This is a genomic window from Leptolyngbya sp. 7M (assembly GCF_018128485.1).
Genome location: NZ_CP070897.1, coordinates 4,653,643 through 4,673,943, shown reverse-complemented (window position 1 = coordinate 4,673,943; position 20,301 = coordinate 4,653,643). Strand labels below are relative to the sequence as shown.

At 50.0% G+C, this 20,301-nt stretch carries 24 protein-coding genes; 10 read left to right on the top strand and 14 right to left on the bottom strand.

Annotation, left to right across the window (positions count from 1 at the left end; translation table 11 throughout):
* Positions 1-8 precede the first annotated feature (8 nt).
* A complete protein-coding gene (locus JVX88_RS23990) occupies positions 9-833 on the top strand; it encodes a DNA-methyltransferase (RefSeq protein ID WP_211620927.1) in 825 nt (274 codons plus the stop codon).
* An 11-nt stretch (positions 834-844) separates the two neighbouring features.
* The gene (locus tag JVX88_RS23985; RefSeq protein WP_211620924.1) at positions 845-1,576 is read left to right on the top strand and encodes a PmeII family type II restriction endonuclease; all 732 of its coding nucleotides are present in this window, start codon (positions 845-847) and stop codon (positions 1,574-1,576) included.
* Positions 1,577-1,635: 59 nt separating this feature from the next.
* On the opposite strand, the gene JVX88_RS23980 is transcribed toward JVX88_RS23985, so the two are convergent.
* The gene (locus tag JVX88_RS23980) at positions 1,636-2,769 is read right to left on the bottom strand and encodes a hypothetical protein (RefSeq protein ID WP_211620922.1); all 1,134 of its coding nucleotides are present in this window, start codon (positions 2,767-2,769) and stop codon (positions 1,636-1,638) included.
* A 51-nt stretch (positions 2,770-2,820) separates the two neighbouring features.
* Positions 2,821-3,576 (bottom strand): type II toxin-antitoxin system HicB family antitoxin, encoded by a 756-nt coding sequence (locus tag JVX88_RS40990; RefSeq protein WP_211620919.1) that lies wholly within the window; start codon positions 3,574-3,576, stop codon positions 2,821-2,823.
* A 6-nt stretch (positions 3,577-3,582) separates the two neighbouring features.
* Here JVX88_RS40990 and JVX88_RS44355 point away from each other — a divergent pair, with 6 nt between their 5' ends.
* On the top strand, positions 3,583-3,714 hold the full coding sequence (locus JVX88_RS44355) for a DUF6464 family protein (protein ID WP_225931156.1): 132 nt from the start codon (positions 3,583-3,585) through the stop codon (positions 3,712-3,714).
* A 47-nt stretch (positions 3,715-3,761) separates the two neighbouring features.
* Here the strand turns inward: JVX88_RS44355 and JVX88_RS23970 are convergent, their stop codons facing one another.
* The gene (locus JVX88_RS23970) at positions 3,762-4,652 is read right to left on the bottom strand and encodes a nuclear transport factor 2 family protein (RefSeq protein WP_211620917.1); all 891 of its coding nucleotides are present in this window, start codon (positions 4,650-4,652) and stop codon (positions 3,762-3,764) included.
* A 310-nt stretch (positions 4,653-4,962) separates the two neighbouring features.
* On the opposite strand from JVX88_RS23970, the gene JVX88_RS43235 reads away from it, so the two are divergent.
* A complete protein-coding gene (locus tag JVX88_RS43235) occupies positions 4,963-6,177 on the top strand; it encodes a thiamine pyrophosphate-dependent enzyme (RefSeq protein WP_263975226.1) in 1,215 nt (404 codons plus the stop codon).
* Between the two features lie 201 nt (positions 6,178-6,378).
* On the opposite strand, the gene JVX88_RS23955 is transcribed toward JVX88_RS43235, so the two are convergent.
* From JVX88_RS23955 to JVX88_RS23945, 3 genes are all read right to left on the bottom strand, one after another.
* Positions 6,379-7,464, bottom strand: a complete 1,086-nt coding sequence (locus JVX88_RS23955) for a trypsin-like peptidase domain-containing protein (RefSeq protein ID WP_211620914.1) — start codon at positions 7,462-7,464, stop codon at positions 6,379-6,381.
* Positions 7,356-7,946: a biotin/lipoyl-binding protein gene (locus tag JVX88_RS23950; protein ID WP_211620912.1), complete on the bottom strand. Its 591-nt coding sequence runs from the start codon at positions 7,944-7,946 to the stop codon at positions 7,356-7,358. Before JVX88_RS23950 ends, JVX88_RS23955 begins: the two co-directional genes overlap by 109 nt.
* Before the next feature lie 444 nt (positions 7,947-8,390).
* A complete protein-coding gene (locus tag JVX88_RS23945) occupies positions 8,391-9,383 on the bottom strand; it encodes a Rieske 2Fe-2S domain-containing protein (RefSeq protein ID WP_211620909.1) in 993 nt (330 codons plus the stop codon).
* Positions 9,384-10,152: 769 nt separating this feature from the next.
* Between JVX88_RS23945 and JVX88_RS23940 the strand changes: the two genes are divergently transcribed.
* Both JVX88_RS23940 and JVX88_RS23935 read left to right on the top strand, forming a co-directional pair.
* Complete coding sequence (locus tag JVX88_RS23940) at positions 10,153-11,103, top strand: diiron oxygenase (RefSeq protein WP_211620906.1); 951 nt, start codon at positions 10,153-10,155, stop codon at positions 11,101-11,103.
* An 11-nt stretch (positions 11,104-11,114) separates the two neighbouring features.
* The gene (locus JVX88_RS23935; RefSeq protein ID WP_211620903.1) at positions 11,115-11,516 is read left to right on the top strand and encodes a glutamine amidotransferase-related protein; all 402 of its coding nucleotides are present in this window, start codon (positions 11,115-11,117) and stop codon (positions 11,514-11,516) included.
* On the opposite strand, the gene JVX88_RS23930 is transcribed toward JVX88_RS23935, so the two are convergent.
* The gene (locus tag JVX88_RS23930) at positions 11,493-12,146 is read right to left on the bottom strand and encodes an L-threonylcarbamoyladenylate synthase (RefSeq protein ID WP_211620899.1); all 654 of its coding nucleotides are present in this window, start codon (positions 12,144-12,146) and stop codon (positions 11,493-11,495) included. The two genes, JVX88_RS23935 and JVX88_RS23930, sit on opposite strands and share 24 nt — an antisense overlap.
* A gap of 35 nt (positions 12,147-12,181) precedes the next feature.
* On the opposite strand from JVX88_RS23930, the gene larC reads away from it, so the two are divergent.
* Complete coding sequence (gene larC, locus JVX88_RS23925; protein WP_211620896.1) at positions 12,182-13,423, top strand: nickel pincer cofactor biosynthesis protein LarC; 1,242 nt, start codon at positions 12,182-12,184, stop codon at positions 13,421-13,423.
* Here larC and JVX88_RS23920 read toward each other — a convergent pair.
* From JVX88_RS23920 to JVX88_RS23895, 6 genes are all read right to left on the bottom strand, one after another.
* The gene (locus tag JVX88_RS23920; protein WP_211620893.1) at positions 13,337-14,248 is read right to left on the bottom strand and encodes a matrixin family metalloprotease; all 912 of its coding nucleotides are present in this window, start codon (positions 14,246-14,248) and stop codon (positions 13,337-13,339) included. The genes larC and JVX88_RS23920 overlap by 87 nt on opposite strands.
* A complete protein-coding gene (locus tag JVX88_RS23915; RefSeq protein ID WP_211620891.1) occupies positions 14,223-14,429 on the bottom strand; it encodes a hypothetical protein in 207 nt (68 codons plus the stop codon). The genes JVX88_RS23920 and JVX88_RS23915 overlap by 26 nt, the downstream gene beginning before the upstream one ends.
* Positions 14,430-14,506: 77 nt before the next feature.
* A complete protein-coding gene (locus JVX88_RS23910) occupies positions 14,507-15,493 on the bottom strand; it encodes a polysaccharide biosynthesis/export family protein (RefSeq protein ID WP_211620888.1) in 987 nt (328 codons plus the stop codon).
* Positions 15,494-15,532: 39 nt separating this feature from the next.
* Positions 15,533-16,054 (bottom strand): 5-(carboxyamino)imidazole ribonucleotide mutase, encoded by a 522-nt coding sequence (purE, locus tag JVX88_RS23905; protein ID WP_211620885.1) that lies wholly within the window; start codon positions 16,052-16,054, stop codon positions 15,533-15,535.
* A 182-nt stretch (positions 16,055-16,236) separates the two neighbouring features.
* The gene (locus tag JVX88_RS23900) at positions 16,237-16,491 is read right to left on the bottom strand and encodes a hypothetical protein (RefSeq protein WP_211620882.1); all 255 of its coding nucleotides are present in this window, start codon (positions 16,489-16,491) and stop codon (positions 16,237-16,239) included.
* 170 nt (positions 16,492-16,661) lie between these two features.
* Positions 16,662-17,276: an acetate/propionate family kinase gene (locus tag JVX88_RS23895; protein ID WP_211620879.1), complete on the bottom strand. Its 615-nt coding sequence runs from the start codon at positions 17,274-17,276 to the stop codon at positions 16,662-16,664.
* Between the two features lie 550 nt (positions 17,277-17,826).
* On the opposite strand from JVX88_RS23895, the gene JVX88_RS23890 reads away from it, so the two are divergent.
* Genes JVX88_RS23890 through JVX88_RS23880 form a run of 3 tightly spaced genes read left to right on the top strand, consistent with a single transcriptional unit; the run spans position 17,827 to position 19,802 of the window.
* Positions 17,827-18,528, top strand: a complete 702-nt coding sequence (locus JVX88_RS23890; RefSeq protein ID WP_211620877.1) for a PHP domain-containing protein — start codon at positions 17,827-17,829, stop codon at positions 18,526-18,528.
* A gap of 51 nt (positions 18,529-18,579) precedes the next feature.
* On the top strand, positions 18,580-19,383 hold the full coding sequence (locus tag JVX88_RS23885) for a DUF3598 family protein (RefSeq protein ID WP_211620875.1): 804 nt from the start codon (positions 18,580-18,582) through the stop codon (positions 19,381-19,383).
* A complete protein-coding gene (locus JVX88_RS23880; RefSeq protein ID WP_211620871.1) occupies positions 19,296-19,802 on the top strand; it encodes a TetR/AcrR family transcriptional regulator in 507 nt (168 codons plus the stop codon). Before JVX88_RS23885 ends, JVX88_RS23880 begins: the two co-directional genes overlap by 88 nt.
* Before the next feature lie 18 nt (positions 19,803-19,820).
* Here JVX88_RS23880 and JVX88_RS23875 read toward each other — a convergent pair whose 3' ends face one another.
* Positions 19,821-20,294 carry a hypothetical protein gene (locus tag JVX88_RS23875; protein ID WP_211620869.1) on the bottom strand — a complete coding sequence of 158 codons (474 nt, stop codon included), beginning with the start codon at positions 20,292-20,294 and terminating at the stop codon, positions 19,821-19,823.
* Positions 20,295-20,301: the final 7 nt, after the last annotated feature.

The following is a 20,301-nucleotide window of genomic DNA, read 5'->3' as shown; positions in this document are numbered from 1 at the left end:
CAAAAGCAATGAAAAATAAGATCAAACTGCTATTAGGTGACGCCGCAAAAGAGCTCTCTAAGCTTCCGCCAAATTCCATCGATTTGATCTTCACTTCACCGCCGTATGCTGAACGACGCAAGACCACGTATGGCGGTATTTCTCAATATGAATATGTTGATTGGTTCATGCCAATCGCTGACGAACTTTACGAGGTCCTCAAACCTACTGGCACGTTCATTCTTAACATTAAGGAAAGCGCCTTCAACGGCGAGCGGAGCACATACGTCCTCGAGCTTATCTTAAAGATGAGGGAACACGGCTGGCTCTGGACTGAAGAATTTATCTGGCACAAGAAGAATTCTTATCCCGGCAAATGGCCGAATCGGTTCCGTGATTCCTGGGAAAGACTCCTTCAGTTCAACAAAGAAAAGCAGTTCAACATGTATCAAGAAGCCGTAATGGTTCCCATGGGCGACTGGGCCAAATCAAGGCTCCGAAATCTGAGCGAGACGGACAAGGTTCGCGATCCGTCCAAAGTTGGAAGCGGCTTTGGAAAAAACATTTCGAACTGGATAAACCGAGATATGGCTTATCCGACGAACGTCATTCATTTGGCGACCGAATGCAACAACAAGAATCATCCGGCAGCGTTTCCAGAAGAATTGCCCGAATGGTTCATAAAACTCTTCACAAAAGAAGGCGACACTGTTCTTGATCCCTTTATGGGATCAGGCACCACCGTTTTTGTTGCGAATAGGATGGGTCGCGATGCAATTGGCGTAGAGATTGTAGCTGAGTATTTAGAGATGGTTCGAGAGAAGATCGAAAATGCCGAGCCAGTTCTATTCTAAACTTGTCCAATATGGAAAAGCTGAGCCTGACGGACGTAACCCGTTACGTCGAGGAGAACATTGGCACGTTTCATGAGAAAAGGCTTCAAAGTCTAGACGGGCTAAAACTACACAAAGTTCTCAACCGAAAAAATCCTTACCTGTTCAAAGCCAAGAACGTTCTCACCTCGGAACAAATCATTAAAGGTTTGCTTGATGCTCAAATCTCGTCGAGCGAGGAAACGATTTTCGGTGATTGGCTCGAAGGCTTGGCGATTTTCATTAACGAAAAGGTCTATGCTGGCCGAAAATCTGGCATTGAAGGAATCGATTTGGAATTCGATCTCGACGGAACGCGTTACATTATCAATATCAAGTCTGGTCCACATTGGGGTAACAGCACACAAATTCGTAAGATGGTCGAGGACTTCAAGAGGGCGAAGAAAATATTGAGAACGAGCGGAGCAAACTTTCCAATCGAAGCGGTCAATGGATGTTGCTACGGGAAAGATAATAATCCTGAAAAGGGAGACTATCGAAAGCTGTGTGGTCAACGTTTCTGGGAATTCATCTCGGGAAATGAAAAGTTATATTTGGACATAATTGAGCCGCTTGGTTATAGGGCAAAAGAACGGAATGATGCTTTCATGCAGTCGTATGCCAAAGTCGTCAACAAATTCACAAAAGACTTCTCTAATGAGTTCTGTAGAAAGGACGGGAGCATTGACTGGGAGAAAATAGTCGAGGTCAACTCAGGGAGATGATTTATGGTGACATATTTAGGACCGGATTGGCCGAAATACATCGCAAGTCAAAGGTAACATCAGAAAAAACAATCAGCGACATCATCCGCATCGAGCCAGCCAGTATTGTCAAGCACCTGAACATCTGGCCCCTCTGGATTGGAATCAACCGAGCTGGTATTTGCAATTTCAGCCGCTAATGGGCTAACCTGTTGCTCTAGCGACGGTTCTTCTAGAGTACTAGCTGCTGTACCTGGCACGTTGGTTGGGCCATTACTAACAGTGGCTGCTGCAACAGGCTGGAGAACCAAACTGGGCTGCAGTAACTCCAGAACGCCTCCTCCCACTTGATTAACGATTGCTGCTAGATCAACTGACAAGATTTGGGATAGAGATTCTATGTTCTGTTTAGCCAGATTATCTAAATGAGAGTCGTGGGTTAGACGATGGGGTAAGAGCTTAGCCAGTAGGAAAAAAATCAGCAGCGGTAGGGTATCAGCCGGAGGGATAGAACGATTAAGGGTAGGTCTTACCCTACCCTCCGAATCCAATTGGTAAATTGGTTGTTCTTCAACCTGAAGATTGGTTTCGGTTTGGGGACTTCGCAATCGTGGAGTTGGATCCGCGCCGTTAACAGCTACTTCTTCTTCAAACTCAAGCGTAGAAGTAGGCGCATCAATTATGGGTAGTTCGTTCTCTACAGTCGGCACCGGCAAATTCTCCACCGGATCCGGGTGGTGTGGCGTTGTGGTTGGTGAGAACGAGGAGTGACTACTGAATTGAAGCTGATGGTGTAGAGCTAGCAGTGGCAAATTGTCAATATCGATCACATAAACTCTGCTGCCGAGTTGGCGACAAAGCTCTTCATACTTTCCAGCCTCGAAACACACGAGCGGCACCTGTAATCGCTCAGCTTCCTGCACCTCCAGTTTCAGCAAATCCTGTTCGCTAAAATCAATCTGACGAGGCGTGAATTGGGTTGGATACTTGGCCGGGAACTGAATAAAGCTCTTTAGCCAAACCAGCTTTGCCGTGGTTGCTTCGGCATCTCGCAAGATATCAAACCATTCTTGCCCGATAAAGTCTAACGTTTGCGATAGGGCTTGGGGCCGCAGTTCTCCCTGCCATTGCTGAACTATGCCAGAAATAGCGAAAGTGTAAGCCTCCAGATCAGGAAGCAGAAGATCGCAGCTGACCAAAATAACTCGCGACATTCGTTCGGGCCACAACTCCAGTTATTAATATTCGGGAAACAGAGAGCTGTGTCAACCATTTCCCGACTGCACTGACAGTGTTTTCACATCTTTTTCCGTGTTTCTCTCTGCATCCTCTAAGTCAATCCCTCCATCCAAATCAACCGTAGTCAAACTAGACGCTGGATTTACCGATTGTTCCGTTAGAGCAAATAAAGCGGCCTGTTGTGACTGAACCGACTTCAAGTATTCTTGAGCTGTTTCTACTTTTTCTAGTAAGTCTGCTAATTCTTTGTCCTTTAAGACCGGCTTCAGTTCTCCATACAGACGAGCGAATGTACTGGTGGTTTTCTCTTGCAGGTAAGGTTCAATAATAGTTTTAAGACGCATAATCTTATTTCGCAGGTCGGTTAGTAGTCGTCCGTACTCTGCGAAAGAAATTTCAAACTCTTGCTGCCGTTCAGTAGAGGAATGGATTGGGCTTTCGGCCTGCTTAGCTGCCTGACTGAGGGTCTCCTCCATCCAGGCGTTAATACTTTTGTTCGCTCGTGTAGCAGCAATATAGATATCTCGATGAATTTCCGGTGTTGTTCTAAAGGGCAGCTTCCCTGAAAATGGCTTATTTGGTTCTATGCCTTGAGTTTTGCAGAACTCTATATATGTATCAACGGCTCTTTGGAATTTCTGCTCAGCCTCTCGTACCGTTCTACCTTCAAAAGTAATGATATCACGAGCCGTTTCATCGCCAATATTGAGGACTCGTCCATAGAGCATGTCTGACTCCGTATCCACTTCTACTTTGGCGATATAGTTTTTATACTTGAACATAGCTAATTGGGTTCAACTCCTACCCCACGCCGTTCTAGCCATATTCGCTGTGCGGTGAATCCGTGTGGTCCCTGTGAAGGGTGTTCCCACTATCAGGAACTACCGATCCGGAAGTTGGCCAATAATCAGCAAAACTAGTTGGCAGGGCTAATCAGCAAAGCTAATTAAATAGCAAATAAGAGGCATCAATTGCCCGCTTGATCAACCACTCGCAGGCGCTGCGTCACAGCTGTAATACCGTCATAGCGCACGATCACGGCAGAAATCCAACGATCGTCTGGGCTTTTAGGGGCTTGCCCTACCTTAAATAAACCACCTGAACTCAACAACTCCAGCTCAATTGGGGCGGGATTCAGGTAATTCTCGACGCCAATCGGTTCTTCTAGAGCCGCTCCTAGCAACAGCCGTTCACCCAGGGGTTCCATCACAACTGCATCGAAATCAAATTCCTGACCGGGAGTCACCTGCTCCGGTAGATTAAAGCTAACTGTGGGTGGATTGTCGCCAGCGGTGAGTTCGCTGCGTTCGCTCAAAATTTCTTGCTCCACGATTTGATCATTTTGCAGGCGTTGACGCGCGGTGATCGTGGCTGAAAGGTTGAGATCGCGTCGTTCATCGGGATAAACCCCAATGATAGTGGTAGTAGTGACGGTGGTGATCACGTCACCCTGCTGTTCCCAACTCTCTAATGTGGTTTGGTATTGCAAATCAGGATAGCGTTTCCAGAGATCTTCGAGGGTTTGCTTCAGGGTGTCGTAGGTCAGCCCATCGGCGCTAGTAAAGTTTGGACTGTAAAAGCGCATCACAGCGGCCAAATCTCCAGCAGAGGCGGCTGTGTCGATTCGGCTCAGCAGATTTGCCAGCTCGGGGGGAGGTGCTTCTGGGGCATTGCTAGGCACTTGAGCGGCAACCCGATCGGCCCAACTACTAGCCCAACTGAGGGCTAGCCCCAGCGTTAGAGATGCGAACAAAAGGCGCAGCTGCCCGGACCGGTGTCGGGATTGGCCCAACGACATGGATGCAGATGGAATTGACCGCAACTGAGAAACAAACTGGGGAATAAAACGGTTTGGCATGGGTGGGGGTCCGCTCAAAAAACGCTAGAAATTACTTTGGCTTGGGAATCGGCTTGGGAATCGGCTGAGTATTTGGCCCAGTAGCTCAGGCTTTGAAACAACTGAAAGTCAGTACTGAATCAGTAGAGAATGGGTAGATGAGGTAGGAGGTTCAGTAATTCAGTCAGTAAAGGTTCACCGGCTCGAATTTAAGGTACATTATTTTAGCCTGCGCTTGAGTAGAGATCTAGGTGATTATAAATCAATAATCTGCTCTAACCTGTTCTGGCTTAAACGCGAGCAATCACGCAAGAATTCAGGCTTGAGATCTATGGAGCGTCCAGTCTTGGTTGCGACTTCAGAGTCGGATGATTTGCCCAATCCCCAACTAAAGCGACCCAAGTTACTAATTGCAGCTAGTGGAACTGGGGGCCATTTGTTTCCAGCCTTAGCGGTGGCAGAAGCGTTGCCAGAGTATCAGATCGAGTGGCTAGGAGTGCCCGATCGGCTGGAAACGCAGCTTGTGCCGGACCGATTCCCACTACATACAATTTCGGTAGGCGGCTTTCAGCAGCGGTTGGGCTTGAGCACGCTTCGCACCTTCAGCCGGCTGGTGCTATCTATCTTCAAAGTGCGGCAACTGCTGCAACGAGGTGGGTTTGAAGCTGTGTTTACAACCGGTGGCTACATTGCGGCTCCAGTGGTGATTGCGGCTCGGACACTGGGCTTACCCGTGATGCTGCATGAGTCAAACGCCTTACCGGGCAAAGTTACCCGCTGGCTGAGTGGTTGGTGTACTGTGGTGGCGTTAGGATTTGAGGCGGCGGCTCGCTATCTGCCCAGAGCAAAAACGGTATGGGTGGGAACGCCAGTGCGAGATCAATTTCAAATGGATCTGAGCCAGCAGTCCCTATCGGGTCTCGCTCAGCACCAAATGTGGGCCGCCCAGTTCCTCAAGATGGGGCCGCGGCGTTGGATCTCTAGTGCGGGTCTGGGTACGATGGGCTACGGGATGCCTGCCGCGATGGGTGCAAAGGTAGCCCTTCCCGATCAGGAGGTAATCTGTATCAGCGGTGATGCTAGCTTCCAGATGAACTGTCAGGAGTTGGGAACCCTGGCTCAGTACGGGATTAATGTTAAAACTGTGATCATTAACAACGGCTGGCAGGGCATGGTGCGGCAGTGGCAGCAGGCTTTCTATGGAGAGCGCTACTCCTCTTCAGATATGCAGCCCGGAATGCCCAACTTTGAGCTACTGGCCCAGGCGTTTGGCTTGAAGGGAATGATCATTGAGCACCGCAATCAGTTGCAAGATGCGATCGCAGAGATGCTGGCTCACGACGGTCCGGTTCTCCTCGATGTACGGGTGAAGCGCGATGAAAACTGCTACCCGATGGTCGCTCCTGGTAAGAGCAATGCCCAAATGATAGGTTTGCCCAAGCCACCTGAACGGGAAGAAAGTGCCGGTCCGATTCTATGCAGCAACTGCGGTACTGAGAATGAACCTGACAACAAGTTTTGCCCCGAGTGCGGAACCAAGCTCTAGCAGTCGCTGACTGGACAAACTGAGCAGCTAGATAACGTTGATAAAGGGCCTCCAATCTCTGGGGGCCTTTATTTTGGTAAAACCCGCATTGATTAATGATCCGACTTAGTCTAAGAGAATGATTGCTATAGCAAAATTAGAAATATTCCTGGTATGAAATCAGAAACGTACGATGACAACAAAAGGATAAAATGTTGCTTCTTAAAACCAGCGTCGTGACCGCCTTGGCAGTGGGTCAATCAAATGGGGCGGTCCCATGCGCTTGGCTAGAAAATCTTGAATGGTTTCAATTGGAATACTAACGCCTTCGCCGGTTGATTGCTGCACCGCTCGATTCACACCAATTACTTGACCCGATCCATCGATCAGGGGACCGCCACTATTGCCGGGCTGTAGAAAGCCGTCTGGTGTGCGAATGCAGCGCAGCGGAGACGTACCATTGGCACAGGTGCTGTTTAACTCAATTACCTGGGAACTGCTCATTTTCCAACTCTCTCCCCGTGGCGAACCAATCGCATAAACCCGATCCCCCACTTTGACCTGAGCTGTACTGGTTGCAAACGGCGTTATGGGTAGGCCGTTGACTCGCTTGAGTTGAATCAGGGCCAGATCCAGTTCCGGATCAAATGAAGTCACAGTGCCTCGAAACTGGCGTCCATCAGCTAACTTGACGCTTGGAGACGGATTCCGCTCCACTACATGATGGTTGGTCAGAATCAAGCCGTCTGGTGATAGGATGATCCCTGCTGCGGTTGAAGCGATCCCCTGATGGCTGCTGTTCCATACTTCGACCGTCACGGGTTTGATTTTGCTATAAATTTGCTCTGCCGAAAGAGCGGCTGTAGGAAGCGGTGAAACTGCCTCAGGCATAGGCGATGGTATAACCTGCGTCGGCAGATCGGCCACTAAATCAGCTAGTATCCGATCCCGCCTCAAGCCGTCTCGAAGCGCCAACTGTTTTCCAGGCGTCAGTGGAGGCCGGAGCTGACTACGCCGCAATAGCTCTCGCCGGCTCACTACCTCTAGGGCTGCCTCTGTAGGGTCAGTCGGTAAATTCGCCAATAGTTGCTTGGTCTGAGGGACACCAAAACTAACCGCACTATCCAAACAGGCGACATCCAAAGGCGATAGGTGGCGACCGCAATCCCCATCCTGCCAGTGCATTTGGTAGATGGCCCTTACTTCCTGGTTTTCGATCTCAACCAGATCCCGAATCGGTTTACCGTTGAGTTGCCGCCAGCGGTCATACTCCAGTTGCGTGATGCCATAGCTATTAAACCCACCCAAACCACCATAGCCTGGAGCCGTGTTTCCCAGTTCGCGAATGGTTTTTGTTGTGCTAACAGCAAATCAGCCTTGGCTTTTTCCACTTCACCGCTCATCTCGGCTTGGCGATCGAGGGCGTTAACTCGCAGTTCGGCTAATTCAGCGCTAGTAATCACGGCCACTGGCTGGCCCTGTTTAACCCGATCACCAGGCTGCACAAACAGCCGCACAATCGTGCCTCCCACCGGATAGGTCACTTCTACTCGACGGCTTGGCAAGGCTTCAATTTGCCCTGTCGCTTTGATGCCAAATGCTAGGCGTCGCAGCATCACTGGCTCTACCTTTAATCCAATTCGCTGCGCGGTTTCTGCATCCACCTGAATGCTATCGGCAAATTGGGCATCATGACTATGAAATTCATCGCCATGACCACCATGGGCAACAACCGCAACAGGTGTGGCAAGCAGAATAAAGCTGAGTACGGCTCCAGAAAATCGATGCACTGTCCTGGGGGAAGATGGGGAAATTGATCTCATCGTAGGGGAATCGGTAGGAGACACGAAGCAAGAACTATTTGAGCGGCGCATGCCTCTCACGTCTGTGGTTCAGATTCCCACAAAAAAATGAAATCAGGATGAAATGCCTGCCTGTCGGGAGTCGTTCTCTCGGTTTGTCAACTTCAAAGGTCAATGGATATCCGCAACATTCTTGGGCGGGTGGTTGGCGGCGATGCCTCGCCACCCAAGGAATCAGCTTTCAATAGCTGTCACCCTCCTGCAAAAATTCTCTACCCCTGCCGCTACCTTCTCCCAACCTTCCAAATAAATTTCCCAACCGATTTATCATACTAAGTACCTCGGCATAATTAAACATAAAACCCAAAACGCTGCGCGGGCGGCGCAGCGTTTTGGATCTGGTTTAATTATGCTCACCTACTTATGTATGATTTATCTAGAAAGATTCGGCTCTACAACCTCTGGGAAACTGGCAAAATTACGCCGTATCCAATCCATGCCAACCTCGTTGTTAAGTTTAACTTTCTGAGCTGTATCAGCATAAAGTTTACCGAGAATATCTGTATCCTGATCGACAACAATCTTACCGAAATTGAGATAGCTGCGGCCTAATACATTGAAAGCAGGATGTTTCGCTTGACCAAACAGCAGAATATAGGTCCGGGTGCGGTTCTCCGCTTCGGGAACAAACAAATGACATTGCACTGCCCTACCAATCGGCATTTCCCCGTGCAGTATTACTAGAAACGGGAAGTAATTTTCCAGGTGGGCCTTGATTAAGCTTGGTAATAGAAATAGATCCGGCTTCCTCAGCTTTTCTAGCAAACTGTACGGTGCAGTCGGCATATCGTAGAACGCATGGGAATGATGGCCTTCATCGATGAAGCGATGGAACCTGACTTCAGTGATGCGAAATAGATCGCGATGGGTACCGTTCTGATGATTATAGTCATGCATAATCAAGAGCATGGTCAATAGATCGGTTGCAACGCTGCAATCGGCTGTATAGCCGATAAAGGAATACTTGTTTGCGATCTGGTTCAGAACTGTGGGAATCGGAATCTTCGGTTCATGTCCTCCATAGGACCAGATGAAATCTCCTTGAACAATCAGTTCTAGAGGCTGCAGTAGAGGTAATGTTTTTTTGCTTGAGTCGGGTAGAACAGTACATCCGGCGTTATCGAATGGCAGCGCGTGAAATGGACAAACAACTGTGCTGCTGCCGTCTGGTTGCACCTCACACCAGCCTTCTGACAGCATTGCTCCCATATGGGGACAGGCATTCGGTAGGGCATGAATCGCTCCCGCTTGATCCTCCCAGATCACATAGTCAATACCGTAGAGGGAAAATTTGCGAGGCTGGTTGGGCTTCAGCATCGACCGATGAGCCAATAGCCAGGGTGCACCTGGAAGCATAGACTGCATGGCATTCTCCGTTAAAGCTAGATCAGGTAAAATTATGAAAAATCCGTCGTGTTTCTAAAATATGACAGAACTTTCACGTGGGCAGTCCTACCTGAATTGAAACTAAATAGGGCGTATCTATCAAACTCATACATTTAATCGGTATCCATCTAATTCTTCATCTTCCAGGCAATGCTATCAACAACTAGCCAAGTGCTTACCTATTCAATATCTTTGGTTCACACACGACAGACAAATCCGTGCAGCAGTTGTCATCCTATCCAAGCAAATGGATCGATGTAATGAGCCAATTTGAGATATTTTTTGTATACCAATTTTCCTCAAGCAGCCAAAACATACTTGTGGCTACCTAAAAAAATGCAACCTTGAACTGAACTTTGATACCACACCTGAGCGACTGCGGGAGATAAGCAATTCTTTAATCTAGCCGCAGTCATCTTCATTTTTCGTCACAAAGGTTACGTCACATATCAGGTTTTAAGTCAAAGTCTTCGCCTATTCCATGACTTTCTGTGCTGTTCTTCAACTGAGTTGCCATAAAAATGACACCCCAAGCTTTCAGTCTTCTCTTTCGTCAGAAATGGCACAAGAGGGAATATTCCAGCAATTGGTACACTCGAAAAATCTCAAATTGGATCATTACCTCACTCCAATGAGCCAATAGCATGTAGGCAGATAAACGTTTGTAACAGGTGAAACGGAGTTGGTTGGAAATTGTAAATATTGATTTCCGCTAGCGTTGTTGCCCTTAATGTCAAGGAGCTTTCTCATGATGACAGTAAACAAGCTAGTTGCACCCATCGTTCAAGAAACCTACCAAAGCCCGTTCAGCCGATGGAATGAATCCAGTTGGATACGGAGTAAACCCTTCCGGGAAGGTGACATTGAAGGATTACCCTTTTCTCCCGATCTGGTTCCGTTAGCAGCTCATCCTGCCATTGCCTCAGATTCAACTCGTTGGGTAACGGTTCTAGCTTATCGACTCCTTGCCCATTTGCAATTCACCACCTTATTAGAATTGAGCCATGTCAATCCTGTTTGCAGCAGTCTAGCTCAAGGACGCGCACCGATTTCTTTGAACACGCTCCAGCGCAATGATGCTCTGCGTATTTATTGTGATGAAGGCGGACATGCTCTTTTCGTAGAGTTGTTCTCGACTCAAGTGGAAGCAGCATTTGGACTCAACCGATCGGTGATTGGTCGCCCCCAATTCGATCGCATCATCGAGAAAATCATTGCTGACCATCAAACTCGGCTATCACCCAATCTCATTAAATTATTCTTTGTCACCATCTCAGAAACACTGGTGACCAAGATCCTCAACAATGTTCCCCACGATCCTCAAGTTGCTCCGATTGTCCGTGCGGTGATTGGTGATCATGCAGCAGACGAAGCCTTACACAGTGTTTATTTCCGTGGTTTGTTCCCTGTCCTTTGGCAAAGCCTTGCATCCTATGAGCAAGAGGAAATGGGTCAATTACTGCCTCAACTGGTCTGGGCATTCCTGGGACCCGATCGCCAACTTGAATATAGCATTCTGCGACGCTTAGGCTTTAATGCGAAGGATTCGGAAGGAATTTTAGAAGAAGTTTATGTTCCTGATCAAATTGCTCAAGTCGTTCGGCAAGCTGCCAACCCAACGTTGAAAATGTTTGCAGCGGCTGGAGTGTTCGAGAATCCTGCCATTGAGCGAGTTTTTGCAGATTACGAATTGATGTGAGAGAAATGACCATGAAATACGCCACTGTGATTCGGCATGTTGCCTTTGAGGATCTGGGAACTTTAGCTGAAGCATTGAATCAGCTAAACTACACAGTGAAGTATGTAGAAGCTGGGGCTGATGATATAACAAGCATTGACCCTGGCATAGATTTGCTGGTAGTTCTTGGAGGTCCAATTGGAGCCTACGAGGAGCAGAACTATCCGTTTCTAACTGATGAGTTGCGTCTGTTGGAGTATCGTCTCGCTAACGATTTGCCTACGCTAGGAATATGTCTAGGGGCGCAGTTAATGGCTCGCGCTTTAGGAGCAAGAGTTTACCAATCGGCCAGTTTCTCAACTGGTTCTCACCCGTCACTTGCTAGCCCTCAGCTGTTAATTCTCGGTTTGCTAGCCATCATGCACTTCTGCTAGCTCTAGATCGGCCACGGCTTCCCAACCCAAGCCCTTGCGAATCACCACGGGTTCGTCTGTGGTTAAATCCAAGATTGTGGAGACACGGTAGCCCACCATTGAACCATCATCAATCACCACATCTACAACCTTATCCAGCCGGTCGAATAACTCTGTTGTCGTAATCGGCTGATCCTCCAGATGAATAACGCTGGGAGCCGATGTAGAAATGATGGGATTACCCAACTCTTGCAGCAAGGCTTGGCAGATGGCGTGATTGGGAACGCGGATGCCGGTTGTTTTCCGTTTTGGACTCATCACTAACCGAGGCACAAGTTTGGTAGCAGGTAACAAAAACGTGTAGGGACCGGGAATCAGCCGCTTGATCAACCGATAGGCCGCATCGCTAACCTGCGCATAGGCCGCAATATTAGATAAGGAGGAGCACAGAAACGTCAACGGCTTATCATTCGACATTTGCTTAATGTGTCGAACCCGCTCTACAGCTGATTTTGCATTCAGATCGCAACCAATCGCGTAGACTGTGTCTGTGGGATAAAGAATCACGGCTCCCTCCCGCAGGGCCTCTCGAATTTTGGCCACACGATGGGCTTGGGGAGATTCTGGATGGAGCTTATAAATGACGGCCATGCTACCCTCTGCTTCAATTACCTGACGCTGCAATTATGACAAAAGTAGCCTACCTAGACTGTCCGACTGGAGTTTCGGGCGATATGTGCCTGGGTGCCCTGGTTCATGCGGGAGTACCGCTTGCCTATCTAGCTGAGCAACTAGAACGATTGGGGCTGAACCGTGAATATGGCTTGCAGGCACAGTTGGTCCATCGCAACGGTCAGCAGGCTACCAAAGTTTATGTTCATTTGTGCTCCCAGACTAGCTCCAATGGGCATACAGTCGATTCACCCACCGATTTACAGGCTGCTGTCTCCGCTGCTCATGCCCACGCCCACTCCGATCCTGACCACAGCCATCAAGAATCACCCATTGCAACCCACTCCCATTCTCGTCATCTGCCTGAGATCGAACAGCTAATCCGCTTAGCCCATCTGCCGGTTCGGGTCACGGACTGGAGTTTGGCCGTTTTTCGTCGCTTAGCCGAGGCTGAGGCTGCCGTTCATGGCATCCCTCCGGAACAAGTTCATTTCCATGAAGTGGGTGCTACGGACGCTATCGTCGATATTGTAGGCACCTGTCTAGGATTGGACTGGCTGGGCATTGAACAGCTCTACTGTTCAGCGTTGCCGATTGGAGGTGGCACAGTTTGGGCAGCTCATGGTCGCCTTCCAGTTCCGGCACCCGCAGTCCTCAAGCTTTGGGAGATGCGGCAAGTTCCTATCTACAGCAATGGAATTGAAAAAGAGTTAGTGACACCGACAGGGGCTGCGATTGTCACCACATTAGCCACTGGGTTTGGGGCACCACCACCGCTGCTGCTACAACAGGTTGGTTTAGGCGCGGGTTCAACCAATCTTGCCATTCCCAATATTTTGCGGCTGTGGATTGGCGAGACAGACAGCAAGGCTGAGGCAGTCGCTAACCATCACCATCAATCCTTGTCCCATCCTGCTGCTAATCCAGGCACAGTAAGCGAGAGAGTTCCCGCTTCGGCAACGCCAGAGGCTGGATTGGATATGGTTGCAGTTCTAGAAACTCAAATCGATGATCTGAATCCTCAGGCAATTGGCTATGTCATGGCAGCCTTATTGGCAGCAGGAGCACTGGATGTGTTTACCCAAAGCATCGGCATGAAAAAATCGCGTCCTGGCGTGTTGCTGACAGTCATTTGCGATCCAGTACAGGTATCTACCTGCGAGGCTATTCTATTTCGGGAAACGACTACCTTGGGAATTCGGCATTCTATTCAGCAGCGCTTCAAATCTAACAACGCCCGAGCGGTCTGTTTGTAGGGCGGACACCAATCGCCCTGAAAGAGATTCTTCAAGCCAGACCTTTTCATTAATGGCCGGACGTCTTTGGCCCGTCAAAATCTTTGCTGTTAGGCTCGTGCAACAATCATTAACTCCATCAGGAGGTCCGTACTTCGTGCGGGCCATTGCGACGTCCACGTCGCTTAGCTCACGCCCATAAGCCATCAGACCACCCAAAATACCGTTCCGAGCGATGCCATCGTACATACTCGCAAATGGAAGGTCTGAGTGTTCCAGACCGAGAAGATGACCTATTTCGTGCAGAAGCACCGTTTCAAGATCAAAAGTGCCGAAAGCACCATTTGTCGAAAAAAGCTCTGAGGGATTTAATACGATGTCTGTTTCGGTTATCCGTCCGCGACGGTCGTAGAAAATGCGTGTTGCGGCTGGGACACGGGGGCCGTGCGTACTTAAAAAAAGGATGTTTTCAGCCGAACCGGCGATCGTGATAAGGTTCACGCCATCACCGGACGATCCCGCTGGGCTGACGTTCGTTTGGTCAGTTTCAATGATCTCGAAGGATAAGTTTGCCGCAGAGGACCAGCTTTTTAGGGCACTCTCTAACGCCGTCCGAACGTTAGATCCGCGCATTATCGCCGGTGAGGTTTCTTGCAATGACGATGATAATGAAATGACGATACGCCGTGCGGGCCATCTGAGATCAACATCCGGCCCAGCGTCAACGGTCGTCGCAAGCGAATTCCCCACCAGCAAGCACAAGATGAGTGCAAAGCCAGCGAGAGCCGCCGAGATCTGAAAGGATGCGAGCCTTCCCGAACTATTCTTTTTTTGATGCGAAGCCACCTTCGCCGCCTTTTCCAACATTCTCAAGATCCGAGAACGCAACGATAAGCAGCAATATTACTAAACCTACAGTCGCGAATACATACAAAAGCGCAATCTGTTCTAACTTGACCAGGATTCCGATCACGATCGCTGCAGCCAAAAACCAAAGAAGTGCCACATTCCTGCGGCTCAGATTCATTGCCATACTCTTTCCCAATAGACCGAACCAATCTAATATTGAAACACTTTTGGGCAAAGGCTTCAATATTAAAGATTTCAGTCAATGATCTTGAGGGCGTATTCCGACACTCCCGTTCCTACTCTGCGCGAGATCTGCTCCGGATCTGAGATCGGGCGTTTCGGCGGTTTCCCTTTTTCCCTAACATCAACAATATCAAACGGTTTCAGTATAGGATCATCCACTTCGCCATTTTCGATCTTCGCAAGAGATACTTCTAAAATCTCACCGGCTCCACCCTCTTTTCTAATGATGGCTATGCTTTCTTTATCCGCGCTTCGTGAGAAGCCCCCTGACATTGATATCGCCCGCGAAAGGGTTACTTTAGAGCGTGAGTCTATCTTTCCCGGACGCATAACCCCACCGATCACATAGATCGGATATGCTTCCAGGACCGTTATTATATCTCCGCTTACAATTATCGGATTCGCCTCCGGAAGGCCGTTCAGAAGGTCAGTGATCTTTATAATTGTGACGTTTGGACGTGATTCTCCGTCGCTAGTGGCTTCGCGCCGTTCGCGGCACGAAAGATCCCTGGGTCGCTGGATACGGATCTCGCCGCCTGCCGCATCGGTCAAGCCGCCAGCGGATACAAGCAGCTCCACTAGACTAACTCTGCGCTGTATCCGAAATCTATGTGGCGTTCGCACCGCCCCGTCAAGAACGGCAACTGCTCTGTTCGACCGGTCGATGATACGGACGCTGACCCGAGGATCACGAAGAATGCGGGAATAGCCTACCTCTATCTCTTTGGAAACATCCTCGGGCGAGCGACAAAGAGCAAAGATAGGTTTTGGAAGTTCATCAAGACCATCGAGAAAGCCCTCGGGCGTAAGTTCGCCACGCCAATCAAACTCAGTACTTCCGATCACATCTACTTCAGACAAGGTAGAGGTGAAGCCCAGCGCTCCAGATAAAGCACCTGAAGCACCGCTGGCTCCCTTTGAAGTGCTGCGCCGACCTGCCGAACGCCTTAGACTGGGGGAGCGCTTTCGTCGATTAGGCTCTGGGCGAAGACTACCCAAGCTGCCCAAACGCCGACCAACAAAGCGCTTGTGACGGATTCAACCCATCCCTTGCAAATATTGCTGATAGCCGAGCTGATCGAGTTTAGTCTGTTTGTCCATTACCATTTGCTGCAACCTCCGCCGGTACTGCTGCACCTTCTCTAACAGTTCTGGTTGGTGGCTAGCAAGCATCTGCACGGCTAACAGACCAGCATTTTGGGCATTGCCAATCGCGACAGTGGCCACTGGAATGCCAGCGGGCATCTGCACAATCGAATAGAGGGAGTCTACACCCTGAAGATGACGGCTAGGAACGGGCACACCGATCACAGGTAGGGGCGTCAGAGAAGCCACCATGCCAGGAAGATGGGCCGCACCGCCCGCTCCAGCAATGATGACTTTGAGGCCACGCCGATGAGCAGTTTGGGCATAGTCCACCATCCGTTCGGGAGTGCGGTGAGCTGAGACAATTGCTACTTCATAGGACACACCGAATTCTTCGCAAACAGCGATGGCTTTTTGCATAGTGGGCAGGTCCGAGTCGCTGCCCATAATAATGCCGATAGAGGGGGAGGCCATAGATTAGTTTTCAGTTCTTAGTTTTGAGTGTTGAGAGGAGGTGGGTGATGGATTTGAGCTTGAATTTGAGCTTGAAACAGATTGGCAAAGAGCAACGTCACCTCAAGTGCCTTCCTTTCATTAACTCAAAACACTGGCTCCGCAGAGGCAAGCTACAAAACTCAAAACTCAAAACTTAATCATTATTCCTCTTCGGAGTCTTGGGAGTCTTGATCCGATTGCAGGAGATCGGTGGCTTTGCTGCCCAGCAGCCCAAAGATAGCGCCAATGCCCATGTTCCAGGTGGCATTACAGGTTTCAAACACGCGCGTTTGAGGCTGAGAGAGATTGCCATTGGTGGCAAGCCAAATCGAACACCCACCGGAGAGTAGCGTAAAGCTAGTGGTGGTGAAGAAAACCAATAGAAACGCTAGGTTGAGATTGAAGTTAGATTTCACGGTTGTTACTGGTTAGTTGGATGAATCCTTGACTTGGATGCAACCACTGTAAGGATATTGACCACGGTTGCTTTCTGGAAGTTCGGCTGAGTTTCTGGAAGTTCTGAGGAGTTTGGCTGATTTTGTTTGCTGATTTCATGCCCTAGCAGACCCGATTCGAGTCTTTTTGATTAAGCCATTGCTATTTGCCAGCATTCGCGAGCAATCGCCCAGTCTTCCTGAGTATGGATCACCATCACAATCACGCTGGAATTGGCGCTAGAGATGACCTGATCGCGAGGACGGCTATTCCTATCGAGATCTAGCTGCAATCCCATATAGGCAAACGCAGCACAAGCTTCAGCTCGAACATTGGGCGCATTTTCACCGACACCAGCCGTAAATATCAGCACATCCAGTCCACCCAAGCTGGCAATCATCGCGCCAATGAATTGCTTTAGCCGTTCAATGTACATATCAAGCGCAAGCTGGGCACGAACATCGCCATCGGCAATTGCCTGCATCACTAGCCGCAGATCGTTAGAAACGCCGGAGACCCCAAACAACCCCGATTCTTGATTCAGGATCGCTTCCAACTGCTCGGCGCTATACCCCTGCTCCCGGATCAGGTAGAGCAAAATGCTGGGGTCCACAGCCCCGGAACGACTTCCCATCATCAGGCCATCTAGTGGCGTGAAACCCATTGTGGTGTTGATGCTGTAGCCGTCTCGAATCGCCGCCAACGAGCAGCCATTGCCCAAATGACAGGTAACGATCCGCAGCTCCTTCAAATCCCGATTCAGCAACTGAGCCGCCCGCTGAGCACAGTAGCGATGACTGGTTCCTTTCCTGGGATGCTCGCAGGGCTATAATTTCCCTATTCTGGGGAAGTTTGAGTCAACGTTAAGCCAGTTTTTCCTCCCATGATTCAAACCGAATCAGGTTCGGAAGTCCCCCAGAATTGGGGGATGTAGGGGGCCAAAAAGCCTAGAAGCCTAATCGACTCGATTTGTGTGTACACCGTAGCTTACAAAACCGTAGCTTATAAAAGAGAGGAACCAAACCAACAACGATTTGAAGTCCCTCTTATTCTAGGCCGAAGGTGCATCTCCGCTGGGGTTTAGGGGGATTATAGCCCTGCGGGCAGCTCAGAAAAGGGGATTGTGCTATGCCCACGCTGCGCGAACGCACCCAAATCTAGTGATCCAAACAAATTCATTTTCGATCGACTGAGGTGCAGGCCATACTCTGCTGGTTGATGGAAGCCCTGCGAGGACGGTTGGGTAAGATACCCCGGTTCCAGATCGGGTCGGCTATAGTAGAAGACGAAATATGAACAACCGTTAAGGTAGCAGTATGGCTGTGAATCTAGCTGGCAGTAGGGCTTCCTGTGGTGCTCCAGATGCAGCAGCACTTCGATCTGTATTCGAGACCATTACGGTGGAGAGTTGTCCGCGCTCGTTCAACTTTCACATGCATACGGTCTGTTCCGATGGCAGGTTACAGCCAGAGCAGTTAATCCACCAAGCGGTTGAAATTGGTCTGCAAGGGTTAGCGATTACCGATCACCACAGTGTCAACGGCTACCTGAGGGCACGGCAATGGCTGGCAGATCAGCAGCAAACCCAGCCGGAGCGGGTGATCCCGCAGCTCTGGACCGGAACTGAGATCAATGCTGGTCTCCTCTCCGATGAGGTGCATATCCTGGCCTATGCCTTTGACCTGGACCATGCGGCGATACAGCCCTACCTGCAGGGAACCACACCCACGGGTAAAAGCTACCAGGCGGCTCAGGTGATTGGCGCGATTCAGCAGGCTGGTGGGTTGGCGGTGTTGGCCCATCCAGCCCGCTATCGTCGTTCGCCTCAGGAGCTGATTCCCGCTGCGGTGGATCTGGGCATCGATGGGGTTGAAACCTACTACGCCTACAATAACCCATCTCCCTGGCGGCCCAGCCCCAAAGAAACCGAGGCAGTTGGCAGCTTGGGCGACCGCTATAGTCTGCTCCACACCTGCGGTACCGATACGCATGGCCTGTCGCTGTTGCAGCGCCTCTAGAGTAGTAAGGGAGTAGTAAGGGAGTAGTAAGGGAGTAGTAAGGAAACCGGCATGACTGATTTGGGGGCATCATCCCAGTGGAGCAACCTGCTGCAAAACCTGGGCGCGTGGCAAGGCTCATTTACGCAAATTTCTCCAGATGGAACCATCGAAGCAGACAGCCCCAGCTTGGTGACGCTCGCGGGACTGAACGACAACCGCACCGTGCGGCAAACGATCCAAAAGTTTTCCTCAACCGGAGCGGTGATCTATGACCGGGTACTGGAATACAGCTCCTTGAATCGGGGTGTTTTGGTTTTCGAGAATGGCGCCTTTTCCCAGGGGTCGATCCAGTATGGTCCGTTTTCCGAGTTTGGTGCAGAGCTGGGTTTTATCGATGGCGATCGGCGGTTGCGGATCGTGCAGTTATTTGACAAGGCCAGTCAGTTAGCCAAAATCACTCTGATTCGGGAACATCGGCAAGACACATCTATTGCTGAATCGCTGCCACCTATCCAACCTCCTATCCAACCTCTGACTCCAGAGCAGCTAGTGGGCGAATGGCAGGGGGAATCGGTGACGCTCTATCCTGACTGGCGCAATCCGGCCTGTTACCCGACGCGGCTCTCGGTGAGGTTAGAAGGCAATCAACTGCATCAGTCGATCAGTGCTCCTGGAATTGAACTAACTTCGACCGCCCATGTAGATGGCCCGATTCTGCGGTTTCAGCAAGGTCGCTATCCGGTGCAGGTATTGCTGCTGCCCGATACGGCTATGCTGGTACCAGCATGGATCGGGTGGCTGCGGCAGCCGGTGTCTCGAAACAAACGATCTATAGCCATTTCCAGGATAAGGAAGGCTTGTTTACTGCCCTAGTTGAGCGGGTGACAATCCATCGCTTGCAGCGGGAACTGGGGATGGAGGATTTGCACGGCGAACCGGAGGTATTGTTACACCAGTTGGCAACGGTGTTTCTGCACAAGCTGGGCAGCCCAGAATACCTGAATCTATTTCGGGTGCTGATTGCCGAGTCAGCGCGGTTTCCAGAATTGGCTCAGCTCTATAGCCGTACCGTGATTCACCGAGGCCGCCAAATGCTCAGCGCCTATTTTCGTGCTCATCCAGAACTCAAGATCGCCGACCCAGAAGCAGCAGCCCATATTTTTTCTGGATCATTAGTCTCGTTTTTGCTGGCTCAGGAAATTCTCTACGGCAAACAGGTTTCGCCTCTGGAGGGTGAGCGAGTAATCAAACAGCTCGTGGCACTAATTGTGCAGCAGCCAGATTCTAGGTAGCGCCTGGTGAATCACCGCTCAGGCATACATCCACAGGGGCCGCACTTCTATCTGCTTCTGAACCAAATGCAATGCTGCATCGGGGAAGGTGGTGGAGTAAGGCTGATCAAATGGGTTGAATCGGTTCAGGGATAGAGGCTGATTAGGGAGCAGTACGGACTCACTAGAGTTGACTGGAGCCTCAATTCGTAATATCCAGTGGCTTAGATCGGGTCGTGCTTCTGCCATAGGGCCACGTCGTTCGGCTGCATCAGGCTGGGGAATCTCTTCGTACTCTGCCAGCGGCAGCGCCACCTCAATTAAGTTTGTAAACAGTTCTGCATTGACTTCAGCGCCAGTGCTGCGCCCAAATAGCGCAGGTAAACCGAGCCAAATGCCTATTGGCATCAAAACAGCAATGATTAACGCCAGAAGGTTTTGCCCTAACCTTTGCAAAAACTGCCAGAGTTGTCGAGCAAATAGACGAGCGTGCCTGAACAGGAAATCAAGCATTGAAACT

Coding starts and splice junctions, on each gene's coding strand:
- JVX88_RS40990 (WP_211620919.1), bottom strand. CDS start 3,576: ATGTTCAAGTATAAAAACTATATCGCCAAAGTAGAAGTGGATACGGAG.
- JVX88_RS23875 (WP_211620869.1), bottom strand. CDS start 20,294: ATGCTTGATTTCCTGTTCAGGCACGCTCGTCTATTTGCTCGACAACTC.
- JVX88_RS23915 (WP_211620891.1), bottom strand. CDS start 14,429: ATGAATCTGAGCCGCAGGAATGTGGCACTTCTTTGGTTTTTGGCTGCA.
- larC (WP_211620896.1), top strand. CDS start 12,182: ATGACAAAAGTAGCCTACCTAGACTGTCCGACTGGAGTTTCGGGCGAT.
- JVX88_RS23885 (WP_211620875.1), top strand. CDS start 18,580: ATGACTGATTTGGGGGCATCATCCCAGTGGAGCAACCTGCTGCAAAAC.
- JVX88_RS23890 (WP_211620877.1), top strand. CDS start 17,827: ATGGCTGTGAATCTAGCTGGCAGTAGGGCTTCCTGTGGTGCTCCAGAT.
- JVX88_RS23930 (WP_211620899.1), bottom strand. CDS start 12,146: ATGGCCGTCATTTATAAGCTCCATCCAGAATCTCCCCAAGCCCATCGT.
- JVX88_RS23945 (WP_211620909.1), bottom strand. CDS start 9,383: ATGCAGTCTATGCTTCCAGGTGCACCCTGGCTATTGGCTCATCGGTCG.
- JVX88_RS23980 (WP_211620922.1), bottom strand. CDS start 2,769: ATGTCGCGAGTTATTTTGGTCAGCTGCGATCTTCTGCTTCCTGATCTG.
- JVX88_RS23940 (WP_211620906.1), top strand. CDS start 10,153: ATGATGACAGTAAACAAGCTAGTTGCACCCATCGTTCAAGAAACCTAC.
- purE (WP_211620885.1), bottom strand. CDS start 16,054: ATGGCCTCCCCCTCTATCGGCATTATTATGGGCAGCGACTCGGACCTG.
- JVX88_RS23990 (WP_211620927.1), top strand. CDS start 9: ATGAAAAATAAGATCAAACTGCTATTAGGTGACGCCGCAAAAGAGCTC.
- JVX88_RS43235 (WP_263975226.1), top strand. CDS start 4,963: ATGGAGCGTCCAGTCTTGGTTGCGACTTCAGAGTCGGATGATTTGCCC.
- JVX88_RS23880 (WP_211620871.1), top strand. CDS start 19,296: ATGGATCGGGTGGCTGCGGCAGCCGGTGTCTCGAAACAAACGATCTAT.
- JVX88_RS23935 (WP_211620903.1), top strand. CDS start 11,115: ATGAAATACGCCACTGTGATTCGGCATGTTGCCTTTGAGGATCTGGGA.
- JVX88_RS23970 (WP_211620917.1), bottom strand. CDS start 4,652: ATGCCAAACCGTTTTATTCCCCAGTTTGTTTCTCAGTTGCGGTCAATT.
- JVX88_RS23985 (WP_211620924.1), top strand. CDS start 845: ATGGAAAAGCTGAGCCTGACGGACGTAACCCGTTACGTCGAGGAGAAC.